This window comes from uncultured Campylobacter sp. (assembly GCF_905371695.1).
Classification (GTDB): Bacteria; Campylobacterota; Campylobacteria; order Campylobacterales; family Campylobacteraceae; genus Campylobacter_A.
On record NZ_CAJPMA010000029.1, the window covers coordinates 1 to 18353 of the forward strand.

The 18353-nt window shown below is 49.1% G+C and carries 20 protein-coding genes; 10 read left to right on the forward strand and 10 right to left on the reverse strand.

Annotation, left to right across the window (positions count from 1 at the left end; all coding sequences use genetic code 11):
* The 10 genes from QZ147_RS04010 to QZ147_RS04055 form a co-directional block, all read right to left on the reverse strand.
* The coding region (locus tag QZ147_RS04010; protein WP_295147254.1) for a hypothetical protein at positions 1 to 374 on the reverse strand (374 nt) is incomplete at its 3' end.
* Positions 375 to 383: 9 nt separating this feature from the next.
* Complete coding sequence (locus tag QZ147_RS04015; RefSeq protein WP_295147257.1) at positions 384 to 935, reverse strand: DUF2393 family protein; 552 nt, start codon at positions 933 to 935, stop codon at positions 384 to 386.
* A complete protein-coding gene (locus QZ147_RS04020) occupies positions 935 to 1465 on the reverse strand; it encodes a DUF2393 family protein (RefSeq protein ID WP_295147260.1) in 531 nt (176 codons plus the stop codon). The genes QZ147_RS04015 and QZ147_RS04020 overlap by 1 nt, the downstream gene beginning before the upstream one ends.
* The gene (gene hisIE, locus QZ147_RS04025; protein ID WP_295147263.1) at positions 1459 to 2457 is read right to left on the reverse strand and encodes a bifunctional phosphoribosyl-AMP cyclohydrolase/phosphoribosyl-ATP diphosphatase HisIE; all 999 of its coding nucleotides are present in this window, start codon (positions 2455 to 2457) and stop codon (positions 1459 to 1461) included. The genes QZ147_RS04020 and hisIE overlap by 7 nt, the downstream gene beginning before the upstream one ends.
* A 132-nt stretch (positions 2458 to 2589) precedes the next feature.
* The gene (locus tag QZ147_RS04030; RefSeq protein WP_295147265.1) at positions 2590 to 3726 is read right to left on the reverse strand and encodes a prohibitin family protein; all 1137 of its coding nucleotides are present in this window, start codon (positions 3724 to 3726) and stop codon (positions 2590 to 2592) included.
* Positions 3727 to 3743: 17 nt separating this feature from the next.
* Positions 3744 to 4658 (reverse strand): branched-chain-amino-acid transaminase, encoded by a 915-nt coding sequence (ilvE, locus tag QZ147_RS04035; protein ID WP_295147267.1) that lies wholly within the window; start codon positions 4656 to 4658, stop codon positions 3744 to 3746.
* 115 nt (positions 4659 to 4773) lie between these two features.
* Positions 4774 to 5613 carry a hypothetical protein gene (locus tag QZ147_RS04040; protein ID WP_295147269.1) on the reverse strand — a complete coding sequence of 280 codons (840 nt, stop codon included), beginning with the start codon at positions 5611 to 5613 and terminating at the stop codon, positions 4774 to 4776.
* 67 nt (positions 5614 to 5680) lie between these two features.
* Entirely contained in the window at positions 5681 to 6235 is a 555-nt protein-coding gene (locus QZ147_RS04045) for an NAD(P)H-dependent oxidoreductase (RefSeq protein ID WP_295147272.1), read from the reverse strand.
* Positions 6236 to 6262: 27 nt separating this feature from the next.
* The gene (gene bcp / locus QZ147_RS04050) at positions 6263 to 6787 is read right to left on the reverse strand and encodes a thioredoxin-dependent thiol peroxidase (protein ID WP_295147274.1); all 525 of its coding nucleotides are present in this window, start codon (positions 6785 to 6787) and stop codon (positions 6263 to 6265) included.
* Between the two features lie 17 nt (positions 6788 to 6804).
* Positions 6805 to 7014 (reverse strand): 4-oxalocrotonate tautomerase family protein, encoded by a 210-nt coding sequence (locus tag QZ147_RS04055; RefSeq protein WP_295147277.1) that lies wholly within the window; start codon positions 7012 to 7014, stop codon positions 6805 to 6807.
* Positions 7015 to 7113: 99 nt separating this feature from the next.
* Between QZ147_RS04055 and QZ147_RS04060 the strand changes: the two genes are divergently transcribed.
* The 10 genes from QZ147_RS04060 to QZ147_RS04105 all read left to right on the forward strand — a co-directional run bounded on the left by QZ147_RS04060 (position 7114) and on the right by QZ147_RS04105 (position 18138).
* Positions 7114 to 7509: a hypothetical protein gene (locus QZ147_RS04060; protein ID WP_295147280.1), complete on the forward strand. Its 396-nt coding sequence runs from the start codon at positions 7114 to 7116 to the stop codon at positions 7507 to 7509.
* 138 nt (positions 7510 to 7647) lie between these two features.
* Positions 7648 to 8721 carry an epoxyqueuosine reductase QueH gene (locus QZ147_RS04065; protein WP_295147283.1) on the forward strand — a complete coding sequence of 358 codons (1074 nt, stop codon included), beginning with the start codon at positions 7648 to 7650 and terminating at the stop codon, positions 8719 to 8721.
* Positions 8722 to 8795: 74 nt separating this feature from the next.
* On the forward strand, positions 8796 to 9242 hold the full coding sequence (fabZ, locus tag QZ147_RS04070; RefSeq protein ID WP_295147286.1) for a 3-hydroxyacyl-ACP dehydratase FabZ: 447 nt from the start codon (positions 8796 to 8798) through the stop codon (positions 9240 to 9242).
* Between the two features lie 10 nt (positions 9243 to 9252).
* Complete coding sequence (gene lpxA / locus QZ147_RS04075) at positions 9253 to 10038, forward strand: acyl-ACP--UDP-N-acetylglucosamine O-acyltransferase (RefSeq protein WP_295147288.1); 786 nt, start codon at positions 9253 to 9255, stop codon at positions 10036 to 10038.
* On the forward strand, positions 10038 to 11276 hold the full coding sequence (clpX, locus tag QZ147_RS04080; protein ID WP_295147290.1) for an ATP-dependent Clp protease ATP-binding subunit ClpX: 1239 nt from the start codon (positions 10038 to 10040) through the stop codon (positions 11274 to 11276). Before lpxA ends, clpX begins: the two co-directional genes overlap by 1 nt.
* 9 nt (positions 11277 to 11285) lie before the next feature.
* On the forward strand, positions 11286 to 12323 hold the full coding sequence (locus QZ147_RS04085; protein ID WP_295147293.1) for a rod shape-determining protein: 1038 nt from the start codon (positions 11286 to 11288) through the stop codon (positions 12321 to 12323).
* Positions 12313 to 13068 (forward strand): rod shape-determining protein MreC, encoded by a 756-nt coding sequence (gene mreC, locus QZ147_RS04090; protein WP_295147296.1) that lies wholly within the window; start codon positions 12313 to 12315, stop codon positions 13066 to 13068. Before QZ147_RS04085 ends, mreC begins: the two co-directional genes overlap by 11 nt.
* On the forward strand, positions 13068 to 16358 hold the full coding sequence (carB, locus tag QZ147_RS04095; RefSeq protein ID WP_295147298.1) for a carbamoyl-phosphate synthase large subunit: 3291 nt from the start codon (positions 13068 to 13070) through the stop codon (positions 16356 to 16358). The genes mreC and carB overlap by 1 nt, the downstream gene beginning before the upstream one ends.
* Positions 16359 to 16532: 174 nt before the next feature.
* Positions 16533 to 17444: a DMT family transporter gene (locus QZ147_RS04100; protein WP_295147300.1), complete on the forward strand. Its 912-nt coding sequence runs from the start codon at positions 16533 to 16535 to the stop codon at positions 17442 to 17444.
* A gap of 271 nt (positions 17445 to 17715) precedes the next feature.
* Entirely contained in the window at positions 17716 to 18138 is a 423-nt protein-coding gene (locus tag QZ147_RS04105) for a Sua5/YciO/YrdC/YwlC family protein (RefSeq protein ID WP_295147302.1), read from the forward strand.
* The last annotated feature ends 215 nt before the right edge of the window (positions 18139 to 18353 follow it).

An 18353-nucleotide genomic window follows, 5' to 3' on the forward strand; every position in this document is an offset into this window, starting at 1 on the left:
GCGATCGCCGCTAGCACGCTTATCGCGCTATATTTTTTGGTCTCTTTTAGCGTCTTTTTGCGTTCGACTTCTAGGCGCATAATATCTGCCGAATTTATAGGAAAATTTGGCGTCTGGCGCGGGCTTTGTTCGGAAATTTTAGCGTTTTTGGAGAGTAGGCCTAGCTTTTGCAAAAAACCGTCGATTAAAAAAAATACGCCGATCGCGACGGGAGCGGCTTTTAGCAGCGCGTATTCAAAGCTTTCGTTTTCTTCTGCGCGGTAAAAAATAAACAGCGTAGCCGCGCAGATTAATGCGAATATTGCGACTTTCGCCCGCGAAGCACGTTTTAGGGGGGATCTGCTTTGCTCGTAAAGATCGTTTAAAATATCCATTTCGTAGATTTAATAACAAGTAAGCTTCGTTACGTGCATACCTTTCGTAAAATAAGGCGGGTAGGGCATCGAGACCGTAAAAGGCACGCTTTTTTTGCTCTCTAAATCGCTAGCGACGTTAAAGTCGTATTCGACGGTGTTTGGCTTCTCGTCTTTGCCGCTTTCCGAAAACCACGAGAAAAATTTCATGCCGCTGGGTTTAAACAGGGCCTCGCCGTTTAGAGAGCTAGAGCTTAACGGCTGATTTACGAGTTTGACGTGTAGATTACACGAGCTAATCGTAAATTTGCCGACATTTCGCACATTACCCTTAAATACGATGCTTTCGTTTCGCAGCACGCGTTGGCTCGTTACGTTTTCCAGTATGCCGATCTTGGTATATTTGTCTAAAACCAGCATTAAAAAGACGATCAAGCAGCTAGTGGTCAAGAAATTAGTAAAAAGTAGAGATAAAAATAGATTGCGTCCTGCTTTTAGCGACAAGACGAAAAATAAGACCGATAGCATTAGTATTAGCGCGATGACGGCGATATGCACGATGGTAAAGTAGCTTGCGCTCATTAAAAACACTCCGATTTTTTAGCGATATTATAATCTATAAAAGAAAACGGCTCGACGTAGGCGCTAATTTGTTTAATTTCTTTGGGCGCTAGCGGTTCGCGAATGATTATAGATTTTCGGGCGAACGGGTTTAGCGAGTTGATAAAATCGCGCGTAGGTTGCGGCGAAGCGAGGTAAAAATTAAGATCTATTTTACAAATTTTAAAGGTTTTATTCGAGACGTTGGTAAGGTTAAAATCGACCATTAGCGAGTTTGAATATTCTAGCTGCTTGGTCGCCACCTCGCTTATACTCGCCGGACGCAGGCGCGCGTTAAGCTCGGCGTTTGCGTAATAAATGCCGATAACTAGCGCCCAAACATCGGCTAAAATGATTAAAAATCCAAACTGCCACCAAGATTTTGAAGCGATAAAAACGGCGAAAAAAAGTAAAAAAACGAACGCAAAAAATATCCATGCATACGCGAGATAATCGACAGCTCCCGCATTTGCCAGCACGAATAATATGTTTTGTTTAACCGCGTTTAACACTGCTTTTGCCTACTGTTTTTCTCCTCGATACCGCTAAGCCCAAACCTGCGCGCAAGCTCGGCTTTAACGCGCTCTGGGTGTATGCCGTGCGCGGCAAGAGCTATGAGTGAGTGAAAGCACAAATCCGCCGCCTCGTAAACTACTCCGTCTAGGGCTTTTTTGAGCTCGTCTTTTTCACCTTGCTCTTTTGCGCCCTGCGTTAAAATTTGCGAATTTAAATCTTGCTCGTCGCGGCTTAAAATTTGCGCCTCGCTTGCTTGCGCTTTTTTGAGATTTGAGCTTTCGCTCGCATGTTTGTCGGCTAAATTTTCAAATCTTCTCGCCGCGCTCGCGTCTTTGCACGCCATAACTAGCTCCGTAGCCTCCTCGCCGACTTTTTTTAAGACGGCATTTTCGCCCTTTTTAAACAGGCTTGCCACGTATGAAGTCCGCGGATCGGCGTTTAGTTTGCGCTCCAAGATCACGTGATAGATCTCGTCGATGATGCCGTAGGCGGGCTTTTTAGTTTGCGCCGTAAAGGCGGCTAAATTTTGCCCGCCCCCTAAATTTAGTCCATTTTCGTCCGCTAAATTTAACTCGCCCGTCAAAAACCGTCCGCCTGCGTCCGTCAGATTTTGCTCGCTATCGCCGCTAAAATTTGCACCTGAAATTTTTCTAAAAAAACAAGATTTCGATCCCGTATGGCACGCCGTACCGCCTTTTTGCTCGACTTTGATTAGCAAAGTATCGTTGTCGCAGTCAAGATAGGCGTCCTCGATCTTTTGGACGTTGCCGCTTTGTTCGCCCTTTTTCCAGATGCGGTTTTTCGTGCGCGAAAAATAGTGCGCAAAGCCCGTTTCTAGGCTCAAATTTAGTGCCTCTTCGTTCATATAAGCAAGCATCAAAACCTCGCCACTTGCGACCTCTTGAACGACGACGGGCAAAAGTCCACCCGTTTTTTCCCAGTCTATTTTCATTTTTTTCCTTTCGGCTGGCGCGTAAGCTCGGCGCATAGCGTCGCCTGATTTAGCGGCGAATTCACGTTTCTAAGCGCGGATCTCGGCGAGTAAAATTTGAAGCAGTAATTTATAAATTTAACCCTAAAACGATAAGGCGCGCAAGGGACGAGCCGTCCCGAGCTAAGACTACCTTGCTATCGCGCTTTGCTGCGCCTTATCCTTCGTATCTACCCAGATATTAGGTACCGCTCCGCCGGGCGTTAAAAATATCTTCGCGTCTTTATTTTCGCGTAGCGCCTCGTTAAATTTACCCTGCGTCTCGATCTGCTTTAAATTTAGCAGATTTCCGTCCAAGCTCCTGGCGACCTCTTTGTTTGCGTAGGCTTGTGCGTCGGCTTCGATCTTAGCCGCGTCCGCGCGACCCTGAGCCTCGATGATAGCGGCTTTTGCCGTACCTTCTGCGAGGGCTGCTTTTTTGAGCGCCTCTTGATTTGCGCGCTCTACTTCGTATTTGGTTCGCTCGGCCTCTTGCTTAGCGATTTGTACGCGTTCGATCTGCTCTTTTACCTTTTCTGGTAGGATGATCTCGCGAAGCTGCACGGTATGAAGTTCGACGGGCTTATTCGGTTGGGCGTCGATATTTTTGCGGATGCCTTCGTCGATTTGCGCGGCTATGTCGTTTCGTTTAGTCGGGAGCTCCTCGGCGGTGTATTTACCGGCTACCGCGCGCACGACGTCGCGCACGACGGGATCAACGATCTTGTTCTCCCAGCTAAGTCCCCAAGACGCGATCGTTTGAGGCGCATTTTCGGGATTTAGGCGGTACTGCACTGTGATGTCGATGCTAACGGGCAAGTTTCTCGCGTCCAAAACCGAAATCGAGTTTTTGCGGATTATACCGCCGCTAGAACCCTGCGCGAACGAAATTTTCTGCGCAGCCTCGCCCATATCTTCGCCGGATGTGTAGTTGATGAGGCGCACGCGCGTATCTACTACGATTACCTTTTGTATAAACGGCACGAAAAAGTGAAAACCAGGCTGCATCGGGCTAGGTTCGTATTTACCTGCGGTAGCTTTGATACCTACTTCGCCAGAATTTATAATAACGAACGGTTGAGCGATCGCGAGTACGGCGATAACGGCTATTGTTACGTAGGCTAAGGCGCTAAATTTACCAAGTCCGTTCGGGATTTTGGGCGCTTTGAAATTCATCTTAGGCGCGTCGTTCTTGTCGCCGCCTTGACCACTTTTGTCGTCTTTATCGCTATTTTGATCACTGCTTGGCTTGCGTTTTTTGAAATAATCGTTTAAATCTGCCGGCATCTTTATCCTTAGAAATTTTAAATGTAAGTTAAAAGCGAAGCGTATTTTTTATTGCGTCCGTAAACTACGTCAAAATACGCGTCTTGTAGGCGCTTAGTTACCGCTCCGCGCTCGCCCGCGCCGATCACGCGGTTGTCGATGTTGCTTATCGGGGTGACCTCGGCCGCCGTACCCGTGAAAAACGCCTCGTCCGCAGTGTATGCGCGGTCGCGAGTGATGCGCTCTCTGCGCACTTCGATATCTAGATCGCGAGCGATTTTGATGACCGTATCTTGCGTGATGCTAGCTAGGCTACTGTCGTTTGGAGGAGTGATTAGCGCGCCGTTTTCTACGATGAAAAAGCACTCGCCCGGCCCCTCCGAGATGTAGCCCTCGCTATCAAGCAGTAGCGCCTCGTCGTAGCCCGCCTCTTTGGCTTCGTAGTTTGCCATTTGCGAGCAGAGGTAGTTCGAGCTTGATTTCGCGCGGCTCATTTGGCCGCCGACGTTTAGTTTGGCAAAGCTCGAAATTTTCACGCGGATGCCCTTTTTTAGGCCCTCTTCGCCTAGATACGCACCCCACTCCCATGCAGCGATTGCCGTATTTACGGGAGCTTTGGTGTGAGCTAGACCCATCACGCCGTAGCCTAGATAAACGATCGGGCGCAGATAGACGTTTGATTTAAATTTATTTGCGCGAAGTAGCTCGACCTGCGCGTCTTCGAGCTCTTTTTGCGTATATTTGACGTTTAGGATCGTCATTTTGGCTGACTTTAGTAGGCGCGCGGTGTGATCGCTTAGGCGAAATATCGCTAAGCCTTTATCCGTCATATACGCTCTTGTACCCTCAAATACGGCGTTTGCGTAGTGAAGCGAGTGGGTTAGGACATGGACTTTAGCGTCCTCCCATTTGACTAATTTTCCATCCATCCAGATAAATTCGGAAGGGTTCATTTGGCATCCTTTTTTATAAAATTTGCTGAGTGTAGCTAAAATTTCTTTAAAATTTTGTAATGTTTAAGATTTGGGCTTAAAATTTTGAGTTTTAGGGGTAAATTTTACCCCGATTTTACAGCTTCTCTACGACGACGTCCTCGATGTTTTCGGCAAAAGGCAGCACGATCGTTTTACGAGAGCCAAACGCGCTATGCCACAGAGCTTTTTTGATCGCTTCGTAAGGCGTATCGTAAATTTTAGCCAGCTCTTGCAGTAGCTCCTCTGCCTTATCGTCGCTTAAATTTTCACGGCGGTAAAATAGCATTATCGTGGCTCCTATGCCGATAAACTCAAATCCAAATCGCTCATTCATCATCAAAATAAACGCATACGTCTGCTCAGGCTCAAAATCGTCCGCAAAATACCCCTGAATCATTCTCACAAATACGTCCGTACTGCGCTCGCAAGGGCACAGATAAACGTCGATATCCTCGTCAAGCGCGTCGTAGTCGCGGGTATTTACGTATTCTAGCGCTTTTAGTTTATGCGGGTAGTTTAGGCTAAATTTACCGTAAAATTCGCTCACCTCGGCCTTATATTCGGGGTTGTTTAATTTGCTTAGCATCAAACGAAACTGTGCAATAGGAAAGTCGCGCGCGTCAGGATTTTGCGCGTTATACTCCTCCTCGTCCAGCACCTCGAAACTAGAGCTTGCATGCATATTCGTGTATTCGCATTGCGGGGCGTTTTCGATGATAAAAAGCGGCTTAAATCCCGCATATTGCTCGCACAAGCGATTATATGCGATCGTGACGGCGTTCATATTTTGATGAACGTTAAGGATGCCGTATTTTAGGGTAAAATTAGCTTCGCGCGTGTAGCGGGGATCGGGCTTTGCCAGCCTAAATGAAATAAGCTTTTCAGGGCGACAAATCGTGTAAAAAGCTAGCTTTAATTTTTCAAAAAACGACATATTTTTCCTTTAAATTTATTTTTAAACGGCTCGTTAAATTTAACCGCAAAGCCACAATGTAGCGTTTTTAAAATTTCGTACCCAAATTTCTTAAAAATTCCGCGTACTCCGCCGCGCCTTTTTCTATCTGTTCGATGCTGCTTTCGTAATCCACGCCCGGCGTCTCCTCAGCCCCGTAAAACGCGAAAAATCCGCGCCAGTCGGCGTGAAAATAGTAGTGAAACGCCAGTTCAAACGGCGCTAAAATCTGCTCCATCGTGAAATGATACCGCCCGCTAGGCGCGTAATCGGCACGCTTGATACCGGCGCTCACCGCCAGCGCCACGGCGCGCCCGCGCATGCCCTCGCTCGTGCATCCGTAGGCAAATCCGTACGTCATCGTCGCATCGATCCAGCTTTTTAAAATCGCGGGCGAGGAGAAATTATGCAGCGGAAATTGCAACACCAAGGCGCCATGAGCTTTGATTATCGCGCGCTCGCGCTCGCCGTCTATTTCGCCGCTAGGATACTCGCGCGCTAGGTCGCGCACGGCGAAATTTTGCGCGGAGGCCTCTTTTAAAAAACGTTTATTGACGACTGAATTTTCGATATCCGGATGCGCTAGAACGATTAAGCCTTTCATATTTTTCCTTTGAATTTCTCCGAAATCTTACTTTGCGGTTGCCAGTAGATCCGCGAGCACCTTTGCCGCGTGATCTTTTGCTTTGACGCTTTTATAGACCTTTAAAATTTTGCCGTCCTTGCCGATCAGAAAGGTCGAGCGTACGATGCCTAAATACTCGCGTCCGTAGTTTTTACGTACCTGCCAGACGCCGTAAAGCTCGGCTACTTCGTGTTTCGGATCGCTTAATAAGACGTGTTTTAGGCTTTGTTTGGCGATAAAACCCGCGTGCGAGCGGACGCTATCGGGACTAACGCCTACTATCACGCAGTCCGCGGCGATAAAATCATCGTACGCGGCGCTAAATTCGCACGCTTCGGTCGTACAGCCGGGAGTGTTATCCTTGGGGTAAAAATACAGCGCGACGTTTTTACCCGCGAAATCTTTTAAGCTAATCGCCGTACCGTCGGCGTTTTCTAGCGTAAAACCCAGCGCCTCGTCTCCCGCTTTTAAAGTAATCTTTCGCTCGCGATCCTTTGCGCTAAATTCGGGCGCGTTTTTAGTTTCGTTCATTATCTCTCCTTTACGGTTTAATTTTGCGTCTTACGCTTTTTAATTTCGGTTAGGCTAAGCCCGCTTTTACCGATATTATCGGTGCTAAGAGCCTCTATCATCACGAGCACGGCGGCCGGGTCTTTGCCTAAAACTCGCGCCAGAGTATCCGTAACCTCGGCGATGATTTGCGCTTTTTGCTCCGCGCTAGGCTCGGGAGCGGCTACTTTTATGTTAACGAACGGCATATTTTTCCTTTAAGTCGAGATTTAAAACGCGATTATAACTAAATTTAACGCTTTATTTATCTTTTAAATTTTAAAATACGGCCTAAAAAAGGGGCTAAAATGGATTACAACAAAGACGGCAAAGGCTTCGTGTGCGCGGTATATAAGCTGATTTGCGGGCGGAAATTTTACGCGGTTTGCTTTGCGGTTTTAGCCTGCTTACTCGCGGCTTTAAATTTTAGCGATTTCTCGCCGCAAGAAGAGGGCAGGAAGCTAACGGCGCTTTACGCGCTGATCGCGTGCGCGGCGGGATTTGCGCTAAATTTCGCGCAGCCTTTAAAATTCGCACCTAAAATAGTCGGATTTTTAACCGCGATCGCTTCGCTAGGCGTCGCGCTTCATAATCTAAACGCGCTAAATTCGCCGCTATTTTACGCGGCGGCGGCGTTTGAGGCAGGGGTTATCGGAGCGCTGCTGTGTTGGTTCGTTTATAACGCTCGCAGCGAGGAAATTTAGCTTTTACGCGCCTTCTTGCGGGCGTCTTTGAAAGAGTTGGTAAAATTTCGGCTCGATAAACCGTTGTTTTATCTAGGCCTAAATTTTACGTCGCGACTTTCAAATTCGCCGCGAGATTAGCCGTAAATCAGGAGAAAAATGTTAGTTCATATTTGCTGCTCGGTCGACAGCCACTATTTTCTGCAACGCCTGCGCGCCGACCGTCCGTACGAGCGTCTCATCGGCTATTTCTACGACCCCAACATCCACCCGTACAGCGAGTTTTTGATGAGGTTTCGCGACGTAAAAAGAAGCTGCGAAAAGCTAGGCGTCGAGCTTATTTGCGGCGAATACGAGTACGAGGCGTGGCTAGAGGGCGCAAAGGGCCTTGAAAACGAGCCCGAAAAGGGCAAGCGCTGTGCGTATTGCTTTGATTTTCGCGTGGGAAATTCGGCCCAAAAAGCGCGCGAACTAGGCGAAAAATCGATCACCACGACGCTGCTGATGAGTCCGAAAAAGGACTTCTCGCAGCTTGAAGCTGCGCTAAATAAGGCTGCGGGGAAATACGGCCTTGAAACCTTTGCCGTGGACTACCGCGCTGGCGGCGGCACGAACGCGCAGTTTGAGCTTGCTAAAAAAGATAAACTCTATCATCAAAACTACTGCGGCTGTATTTTTGGGCTTAGCAAGCAGCGCGAGGCGCAAAAACTGCCGCTTAGCGAGCTGATGAGCGAGGTGGGCGGGCGCGTGATGCCGGGCGGCATCGAGGAGCGGCTGGAGCTTTATGAAAAGGTTCGAGAGTGCGAGGCTGCGGGCGCGTCGTTTCATCTATCGCGCAAATATTTTCTAAACTACCGCTTGCTGCGCGCCTACGTCAAATTTGACAAAGCCGCCCTGCCGTCGTATTTTCTACTTTACTCGCATTTTAAGCGCGAAAATGTCAAATTTAGCGTGAGCGAGGCGGCGCAAATTTGCGACGAGCTGCGAGACGGCGTGACGCTGTTAAATTTAGCTAAATTTAACGAGCTCTCGGGCGAAAAATTCGCTAGCGTAAACGAGCTTTGCCGCGCTCCTATCGCCGTATCTCGCGAGCTGGAAATCCGCCGCGAGCTGTGCGGAGAATTTAGCCAAAATCCCATAATCGTACTGGATGAAATTCGCGCCGGCAGATACGAAATCTACGCTAAAGACGAGCTTTATAACGATAGTCGCGAGGTTTTGGTTCTAGAATAAATTTCTAAGTAAACTTACTATTAGTAAAATTTTGATAAAATCCGAGCTAAATTTTCCCACCAAAGGCTAACAAAGTGATAGACGTCGTAGAAATTCAAAAAATTCTCCCGCATAGATTCCCGTTTTTATTAATCGACAGAGTGATAGAGATCGAGCCCGCAAAGCACGTTATAGCTTATAAAAACGTCACGATCGGCGAACCGATATTTCAGGGGCATTTTCCGGGTCATCCGATATATCCCGGCGTCATGATCATCGAAGGCATGGCGCAGGCCGGCGGCGTGCTGGCGTTTAAGAGCATGAGCGACGAGCACCAAGCAAACATCGAAAATAAAGTCGTTTATTTTATGAGCATCGACGGAGCGAAATTTCGCCATCCCGTGCGCCCCGGAGATAGACTCGAATACCGCCTAGAAGTGCTAAAACACAAGGGTAACATCTGGGTGCTAAAAGGCGAGGCTTACGTAGACGGTACGCTAGCGTGCGAGGCCGAGCTAAAAGCTATGATCGTAGATAAATAAGCGGGCTAAAATGAAAAATATCCATCCGCAAGCCGTCGTTGAGGACGGCGCGAAGATCGGCGAGGACGTAACGATCGAAGCCTACGCCTACGTTAGCAAGGACGCGGTTTTGGGCGCGGGCACGCACGTAAAGCAAGGCGCTAGAATCGTAGGCGCGACGAAAATCGGCGAGGGAAGTAAAATTTACAGCTATGCTATCGTGGGCGATATTCCGCAGGACGTGAGCTACCGCCCCGAGCAAAATACGGGCGTAATCATCGGCAAAAACGCGACCGTGCGCGAATTCGTAACGATAAACTCGGGCACGCATAAAGGCGACGGGATAACTCGCATCGGCGATAACGCGTTTATCATGGCATACTGCCACGTCGCGCACGACTGCATAATCGGTAATAACGTGATTTTGGCGAATAACGCTACTTTGGCGGGACACGTGCAAATGGGCGATTACGCCGTAGTGGGCGGTCTTACGCCGGTGCATCAGTTTGTAAAAATAGGCGAGAGCTGCATGATCGCCGGAGCTAGCGCGCTATCTCAGGACGTTGTGCCGTTTTGCCTAGCCGAAGGCAACCGCGCCTACATTAGAAGCTTAAATTTGGTAGGAATTCGCCGCCGCTTCGAAAAAGAGCAGGTAGAGGAACTCGTTAAAGCGTATAGGTTTTTATTTAACGGCGCGAATTTAAAAGATCAAGCTAGCGAGCTAATCGCCAAAACCGGCGACGAAAACGTGAAAAAAATGTGTGATTTTGTACTAAACACCGCAAGAGGAATTCCGCTTGCAAAAGGAAGAGATTAATGGCTAGAAAATGTAATTTTTGCGGCGAAGCGGAGTCTGAGGACAGAAGGCTTTTAACGGATATCGCGGGTAGCTCGTTTATCTGCGAATACTGCATAAGCGCCGCTTACAATATGATCTACGGCGACGCAAGCGCGCAAGATCGCGAAGAAAATAGCGAAAATAAAAAATTCGAATATAAAAATTTAACCCCCAAAGAACTAAAAGCGGTGCTTGATAGCTACGTCGTCGGTCAGGAGCGCGCTAAAAAGGTATTTAGCGTGGGCGTTTATAACCACTATAAAAGAATTTTTAGAAAAGACGAAAGCGCCGACGATACGGAAATCTCAAAATCAAATATCTTGCTCGTAGGGCCTACGGGCAGCGGCAAGACGCTAATGGCGCAGACGTTGGCTAAATTTCTAGACGTGCCTATCGCTATCTGCGACGCTACGAGCCTAACGGAAGCGGGCTACGTCGGCGAAGACGTAGAAAATATTCTGACTCGTCTTTTGCAGGCCGCGGACGGCGACGTAAAGCGCGCCGAGCAGGGCATAGTTTTCGTCGATGAGATAGACAAGATCGCTAGGATGAGCGAGAACCGCTCGATCACGCGCGACGTTAGCGGCGAGGGCGTGCAGCAGGCGCTTTTAAAAATCATTGAGGGCAGCCTCGTAAATATCCCTCCAAAAGGCGGCAGAAAGCACCCGAATCAAGAATTTATCCAGATAGATACGACTAATATTTTATTCGTCTGCGGCGGGGCATTTGACGGATTGCTCGATATTATCGAGAGGCGTATCGGCAAAAACACGCTCGGTTTTAATCAAGAAAAGCGCGGTAAGAGCGAGCGCGAAGACTTGCTAAATTTGCTAGAACCGGACGATTTGGTACATTACGGGCTAATCCCCGAGCTAATCGGCAGGCTTCACGCCGTAGCTACGCTAAACGAAATAACCAAAGAAGATATGATTAAAATTTTAACCGAGCCTAAAAACGCGATCTTAAAGCAGTATCAAAAGCTCTTCGCGATCGACGGCGTAACGCTAAAATTCGACGACGACGCGCTCGCGGAGGTAGCGAATTTAGCGATTGAGCGAAAAACGGGCGCGCGCGGACTTCGCAGTATAATGGAAGAAATAATGATCGACGTTATGTATGATTTACCCGAATTTGCGGGTTACGAGGTCGTTATCTCAAAAGAGGTCGTTAAAGACGGCGCAAAACCTATCTTTATAAAACAAAACCAAAGCGCGTAAAGGAATTTTATGTTTTTAGATCAGATTATCGGAATATTTTCAAGCGATATGGGCATTGACTTAGGCACGGCAAACACGTTAGTGCTAGTAAAAGACAAGGGTATTATTATTAACGAGCCCAGCGTCGTAGCGGTCCGCCGCGAGCGTTACGGCAAACAGAAAATTTTAGCCGTTGGACACGCGGCCAAAGAGATGGTCGGTAAAACGCCGGGCGATATCGAGGCGATCCGTCCGATGAGAGACGGCGTCATCGCGGATTTTGATATGACGGAAAAGATGATTCGCTACTTCATCGAAAAAACTCACCGCAGAAAGAGCTTTATCCGCCCTCGTATAATCATCTCCGTGCCTTACGGCTTAACTCAAGTAGAGCGAAAAGCCGTGCGCGAGAGCGCGCTAAGCGCCGGAGCGCGCGAAGTATTTTTGATCGAGGAGCCGATGGCGGCGGCTATCGGGGCAAATTTACCGGTGCGCGAGCCGCAAGGAAGCCTAGTAGTAGATATCGGCGGAGGAACGACCGAAATCGGCGTTGTCTCTTTGGGCGGCTTGGTTATCTCTAAATCTATTCGCACCGCGGGCGATAAGATAGACACTAGCATCGTAAACTACATAAAAGAAAAATACAACCTTTTAATCGGCGAGCGAACGGGAGAGGAAATTAAAATTGCGGTAGGCTCGGCCGTGCAGCTAGAACAAGAGCTTTCGGTCGTCGTTAAAGGGCGCGATCAAGTAAGCGGGCTGCTTAGTCGTGTGGAGCTAACTAGCGAAGACGTGCGCGAGGCCATGCGCGAGCCGCTAAAAGAGATCGCCGACGCGCTAAAAACCGTACTTGAAATGATGCCGCCGGATCTTGCGGGCGATATCGTGGAGACGGGCATCGTGCTAACCGGAGGCGGCGCGCTCATACGCGGACTGGATAAATTTTTATCAGACATCGTGAAGCTACCCGTTTTCGTGGCGGACGAGCCGCTGCTAGCCGTCGCCAGAGGAACGGGCAAGGCGCTAGAAGAGATAGGACTTTTACAGCAACTAACAAATGAAGAGTAAGCTTGTCGTTTTCGTTCTTATCGCCGTCTTAGCGGCAGTCTCGATTTATGAAGGCGAGATAGCGGGCAAGGCGGCTTTGGGGGCCGAAAATTTCGCGCTTAAAATTTACGGAGATTTTGCGAGCGCGGTTAAAAATAAAATCAACGAGCATTTTAGGCAAGCTAGCGAAATTTCGGCGCTTCGCGCTCAAAACGCCGAATTGGAAAAATCGGCGGTGCTTTTAAGCAGTTTCGCAAACGAGCTAAATCAAATTTTAAAAGATAAAAACGTAAGCGCGTATTCGCCGCAAGTTAAGCTAGTACGCGCTCTAAGCTATGCGCAGATTAGCGATTACGACAAGATTTGGCTACAAAATTTCGAGGGCTTCGACCCGAGTAAAATTTACGGGCTTATTTATCAGGGTAAAAGCGCGGGCATCGTGATCGGCAAAAACGATCGTCCATTAGCGCTGCTGCAAACCGACCCTAAAAGCATTTTCGCAGTTTCTATCGGAGGCGAAAAAATTCCGGGCGTCGCTCACGGCGATAACGATAAAATCGTAGTAAAATTTATCCCGCAGTGGTTATTCCCGAAAATAGGCGACGAAGTTTTTACTAGCGGACTCGACGGGATATTTTTCGGCGGAGTGGGCGTCGGGAAAGTCTCTGAAGTCCTTGAAGAAAGCCTATATAAAAGCGTCGTCGTGGAGCCTTACGTGAAGCTTAGCATTCCATCATATCTATACGTCGTAACAAAGGAAAAATAATGCCAAAAAGAACCGACATCAACACCGTTTTACTCATCGGCAGCGGCCCTATCGTCATCGGGCAAGCATGCGAATTCGACTACAGCGGCACGCAAGCCGCAAAAACGCTAAAGCAGCTAGGCTACCGCGTCGTACTCATCAACTCAAACCCCGCCACCATCATGACGGATCCCGATTTCGCCGATGCTACATACGTCGAGCCTATAACCAAAGAGAGCATCAAACGTATCATAGATAAAGAAAAGGTCGACGCCATACTGCCTACGATGGGCGGCCAGGTCGCGCTAAACGTCGCGATGCAGCTATATGAGGCGGATATGCTGGACGGCGTCAAATTTCTAGGCGCGAACCCGCAAGCTATCAAAAAGGGCGAGGATAGGCAGGAGTTTAAAAAGGCGATGCAAAAGATCGGCATGGACTTGCCGCAAAGCCGGTACGCCTACGACATGGACGAGGCGCTAGCCGCAGCCGCAAACATCGGCTTCCCGCTCATTATCCGCGCCAGCTATACGCTAGGCGGCGCAGGCAGCGGCGTGGCGTATAATATCGACGAATTTAAAGAACTAGCCCAAACCGGCCTAGACGCCAGCCCGATACGAGAAATTTTGGTCGAGGAGAGCTTGCTAGGCTGGAAAGAGTACGAGATGGAGGTCATCCGCGACCGCAACGACAACTGTATCATCGTCTGCTCGATCGAAAATTTTGATCCCATGGGCGTGCATACGGGCGACTCTATCACGGTTGCGCCCGCTCTTACGCTAACGGATAAAGAGTATCAGGCGATGCGCGACGCGAGTTTTAAAATTTTACGCGAGATCGGCGTGGATACGGGCGGTAGCAACGTGCAGTTTGCTATAAATCCAAAAACCGGCCGCATGATCGTGATCGAGATGAACCCGCGCGTTAGCCGTAGCTCCGCACTTGCCTCAAAGGCCACGGGCTATCCGATCGCCAAGGTCGCAACGCTGCTAGCCGTAGGTTTTAGCCTGGATGAGATCAAAAACGACATCACCGGCACGCCTGCTAGCTTTGAGCCCGTCATCGACTACATCGTGACCAAGATCCCGCGCTTTACGTTTGAGAAATTCCCGGGCGCAAACCCGTATCTAGGCACCGCGATGAAGAGCGTGGGCGAGGTAATGGCGATCGGCAGGACGTTTAAAGAAAGCATCCAAAAGGCGCTTTGCTCTATGGAAAAGGATTATTACGGATTTAACTTCGTAAATTTGGAGAAAAACGCGCTAATTTACGGCCTTAGAAACGCAAACGAAAATCGCATTTTATACGTCGCGCAGGCATTTCGAGACGGGTTTAGCGTGGCCGAAGTACACGAGATGAGCAAGATCGATCCGTGGTTTTTGGATCAAATTTGGCAGATAGTTAAATTTGAAGAGCGTATCGATATGGACATCCTAAACGACGAGCCGCTGCTTCGCGAAGCTAAAACGATGGGCTTTTCGGACAAGATGATCGCGCATCTGATAAATTTAAAAGACAACCTCGATCTGGGTCAAAACGATATTTATTTCGCGCGCGAGAAAATGGGTATAAGCCTCGAATACAACGAAGTCGATACCTGCGCGGGCGAGTTTAAGGCGCTCACGCCGTATCTTTACTCGACGACGAATATCACGAAGCTACCGCAACTATCAAATTTCGCGGAGCCGAATTTAAACGCAAATTCGGCGCAAAAAGAGAAAAAAGTGATGATCATCGGCGGCGGCCCAAACCGCATAGGCCAGGGCATAGAGTTTGACTACTGCTGCGTGCACGCTAGCTACGCGCTGCGCGACATGGGCGTAAAAACCATAATGTACAACTGCAACCCAGAAACCGTCAGCACCGACTACGACACGAGCGATATTTTGTACTTTGAGCCGATCGATTTCGAGCACGTTAGAGCCGTGATCGAGCACGAGAACCCGGACGGCGTGATCGTGCATTTCGGCGGCCAAACGCCGCTAAAATTCGCTAAACGCCTAAGCATAGCCGGCGCAAAAATCATCGGCACCAGCGCACGCACGATCGACGTCGCCGAGGATAGAAAGAAATTTAGCGAATTTATCTCTAAAATAGGCGTCAAACAGCCGCGAAACGACACTGCGACAAGCGAAAAAGAGGCGTTAGAAAAGGCCGCCGCTATCGGCTATCCGGTGCTCGTGCGCCCTAGTTACGTGCTAGGCGGCCGCGCGATGAGGCGGGTGCATAGCGATGAGGAGCTACGCCTATATATGAGCGAGGCGGTTAAGGTCAGCAACCACTCGCCCGTGCTAATCGATAAATTTTTACAAGACGCCGTAGAGCTTGACGTAGACGCGATCAGCGACGGCAAGGACGTCTATATCGGTGCCGTGATGCAGCACATCGAGGAGGCTGGCATCCACAGCGGCGATAGCGCGTGCATATTGCCTCCGCTAAATTTGACCGCACAGATGATCGAAAAGGTAGAAAACCAAACCCGCGACATCGCGCTAAATTTGGGCGTCGTGGGGCTTATGAATATCCAGTTTGCCATATACGAGAACGAACTTTTCATGATCGAGGTAAACCCGCGCGCTAGCCGCACCGTGCCGTTTGTGAGCAAGGCTACGGGCGTGCCTATGGCAAAGGTCGCTACGCGCGTGATGTGGCAAGGGGGTTTACGCGAGGCGCTTAAATTTTACGATAACTACGGCGCGGTTTACGAGGAGCGCGGCATACTCAAGCCTCGCGTGAAAAACCACGTTTGCGTAAAAGAGGCGGTCTTTCCGTTTAACAAGCTCTCGGGCGCCGATCTGATCCTGGGCCCTGAGATGAAAAGCACGGGCGAGGTCATGGGCATATCAAGCGATTTTGCAAAGAGCTTTGCAAAAAGCCAGATCGCCGCGAGCAACTCGCTTCCTACTAGCGGCCTAGTCTTTTTGACGCTAGCCGATGCGGATAAAAAATACGCCGCAAATTTGGCGCACGAGCTAATAAGCCTCGGCTTTAAAATTATCGCCACCGGCGGAACGTATAAAATTTTAAATGACGCGGGCGTGGAGAGCGAGTTCGTCTATAAGATCAGCGAAGGTCGCCCAAACGTCGAGGATAAGCTTAAAAACGGCGATATCGCGCTTGTCATCAACACTAGCGATAGCAAGTCAAACAGCGAGGACGGTAAAAAAATCAGGCAAAACATCATGCGATTTAAGATCCCGTATTTCACGACGATGTCGGCGGCTCTAGCGGCGGCTAAATCGCTAAAAAGCGTACAAGACGGCAGCGCGCTCGAAGTAAAAAGCTTGCAGGAGTATCTGGGCGGCGAGTGAGCGCATGCCGGCAAATTCGGCGAGTAAATTCAAGCTTTAATTTGCTCGTGCGCCTTATGGTAAAAACTTGCAATTGAAGCGAGTTTGACGCGAATTTTGACCTTTTTAGGCGTAGGATTTTGGATATTAATAAGTTAGATTGATTAGGCCGAAATTTTTAGCTATAATCGCGCAATGAAAAATCTAGTAAAAAGCGAATTTTTTGGCGTATTTATCACGCTTCTTGGCGGCGCATTATGGGGATTTAGCAGTGTTTGCGGGCAGTATCTGTTCACGCAAAAGGGCGTTAGCGCCGACTGGCTCGTGCCCTACCGCCTAGGCCTCGCCGGGCTTGCGATGGTGGCGTATTATTTAGCGCGTTCGCCGCGCCTAGCCCTCGCACCGCTAAAAGATCGCGCGCTGTTGCCGCAGCTGCTCATCTACGCGTTTTTTGGGCTTATGATGACGCAGTATTCGTACTTTTGCGGTGTCGAGCTCTCAAACGCCGCCGTCGCGACCGTGATCCAGTACTCCGCGCCCGCGCTCATCCTTGCCGTCGTTTGCTTTTTACAGCGGCGCGCACCTAAAAAGGTCGAGCTCATCGCGCTCATTTTCGCGGTGCTGGGCGTCGTGCTGCTCGCCACCCACGGCGATCTTGGCTCGCTGGTTATCAGCGCGGAGGCGCTGGTTTGGTGCCTCATTAGCTCGCTTGGCGTCGTGATTTATAGTCTCATCCCAACGAAGCTAAATCAAAAATACCCCGTCCCGTTAAATTTAGGCTGGGGTATGGTTATCGGCGGCGGTGCGCTTGCGCTTTACACGCGGGTTTGGCAGCTAGGCGGCGTGAGCGATGCGGACGGCTTTGCGGTGCTTGTCGCGGTGGTGATTTTAGGCACGATATGCGCGTCTAGCTTTTACATGACGGGGCTAAAGATAATAGGCGCGAGCAGGGCGAGCATGATCGCGTGCATCGAGCCGGTGAGTGCGGCGGCGTTTGCCTATTTTTGGCTGGGGACGGAGTTTGTGTTTCTTGATTTTGCGGGCTTTACGCTCATTATCTCGTGCATATTTTTGCTGGCCAGGGACGATAAAAGGCGTAAAATTTAACGCGGCAAGGCGTAATCGCGCCAAATTTAATCAGATCATAAGCGCGTCCTTTTTTGCGAGAAGCAAAGGCTTGTTTTAAAAAGCTCGAAGAAGCAATTTATGCAAGCAAGGCGGCTCGGGTGCGATTAAAACTAGGCTTGGCTTAAGTTTTAGATAAAATTAGGCGCTGATTTGCGACGTTTTTATGCGCTCGTTTCGGGCAAAAATCGTAGTAAAATTTGCGGTAAGCCGGGCGCGAGCGATGTTTAAGAGATTAAATTCGGAGAAAAATATGATTTATTTGGCGCAGACCGATACGACGGCCGGGTTTTTGAGCAAGGATTTTCGCGAGATAAACGCGCTCAAACGCCGAGCGGCGGACAAACCCTGCCTCATAACGACGGCGAAGCTTAGCGAGCTAAAAAATCTCGCTCGCGTACCTGCTAAATTTAAAAATTTAGTACGCCGTGCTAGAAAAACGACGTTTTTATATCCGAACGCCAAGGCTGTGCGCGTCGTGAAAGAGTGCGCTCACGAGGAGTTTTTGAGGCAATTTGACTGGCTCTACTCTAGCAGCGCAAATTTAAACGGACAAAACTTCGACGAAGAGTGGGCGAGAGCGGCGGCTGACGAGGTCGTGGATCAAAATTTCAGCCAAAACGCAAGCTCGAAAATATATAAAATTTCAAAAACGCGCCTAAAACGGCTGAGGTAACGACCTTACTCGGCATTTTTATGCGCCGTTTTATAAAAGCTTGCGGGTTTCGGTTTTAAAGCCGAAGTTTCCTTATTCTATAAATTTCCGTTTTGAGGCAGTCTTCCGCTATTTATTCGCTACCGATTTTAGCTGGATTAAAATTTAATCCCAACCGAAACCGCGATAAATCCATTAAAAATTCGCCTTTTATAAATTTAGTTTCGATACGTAAC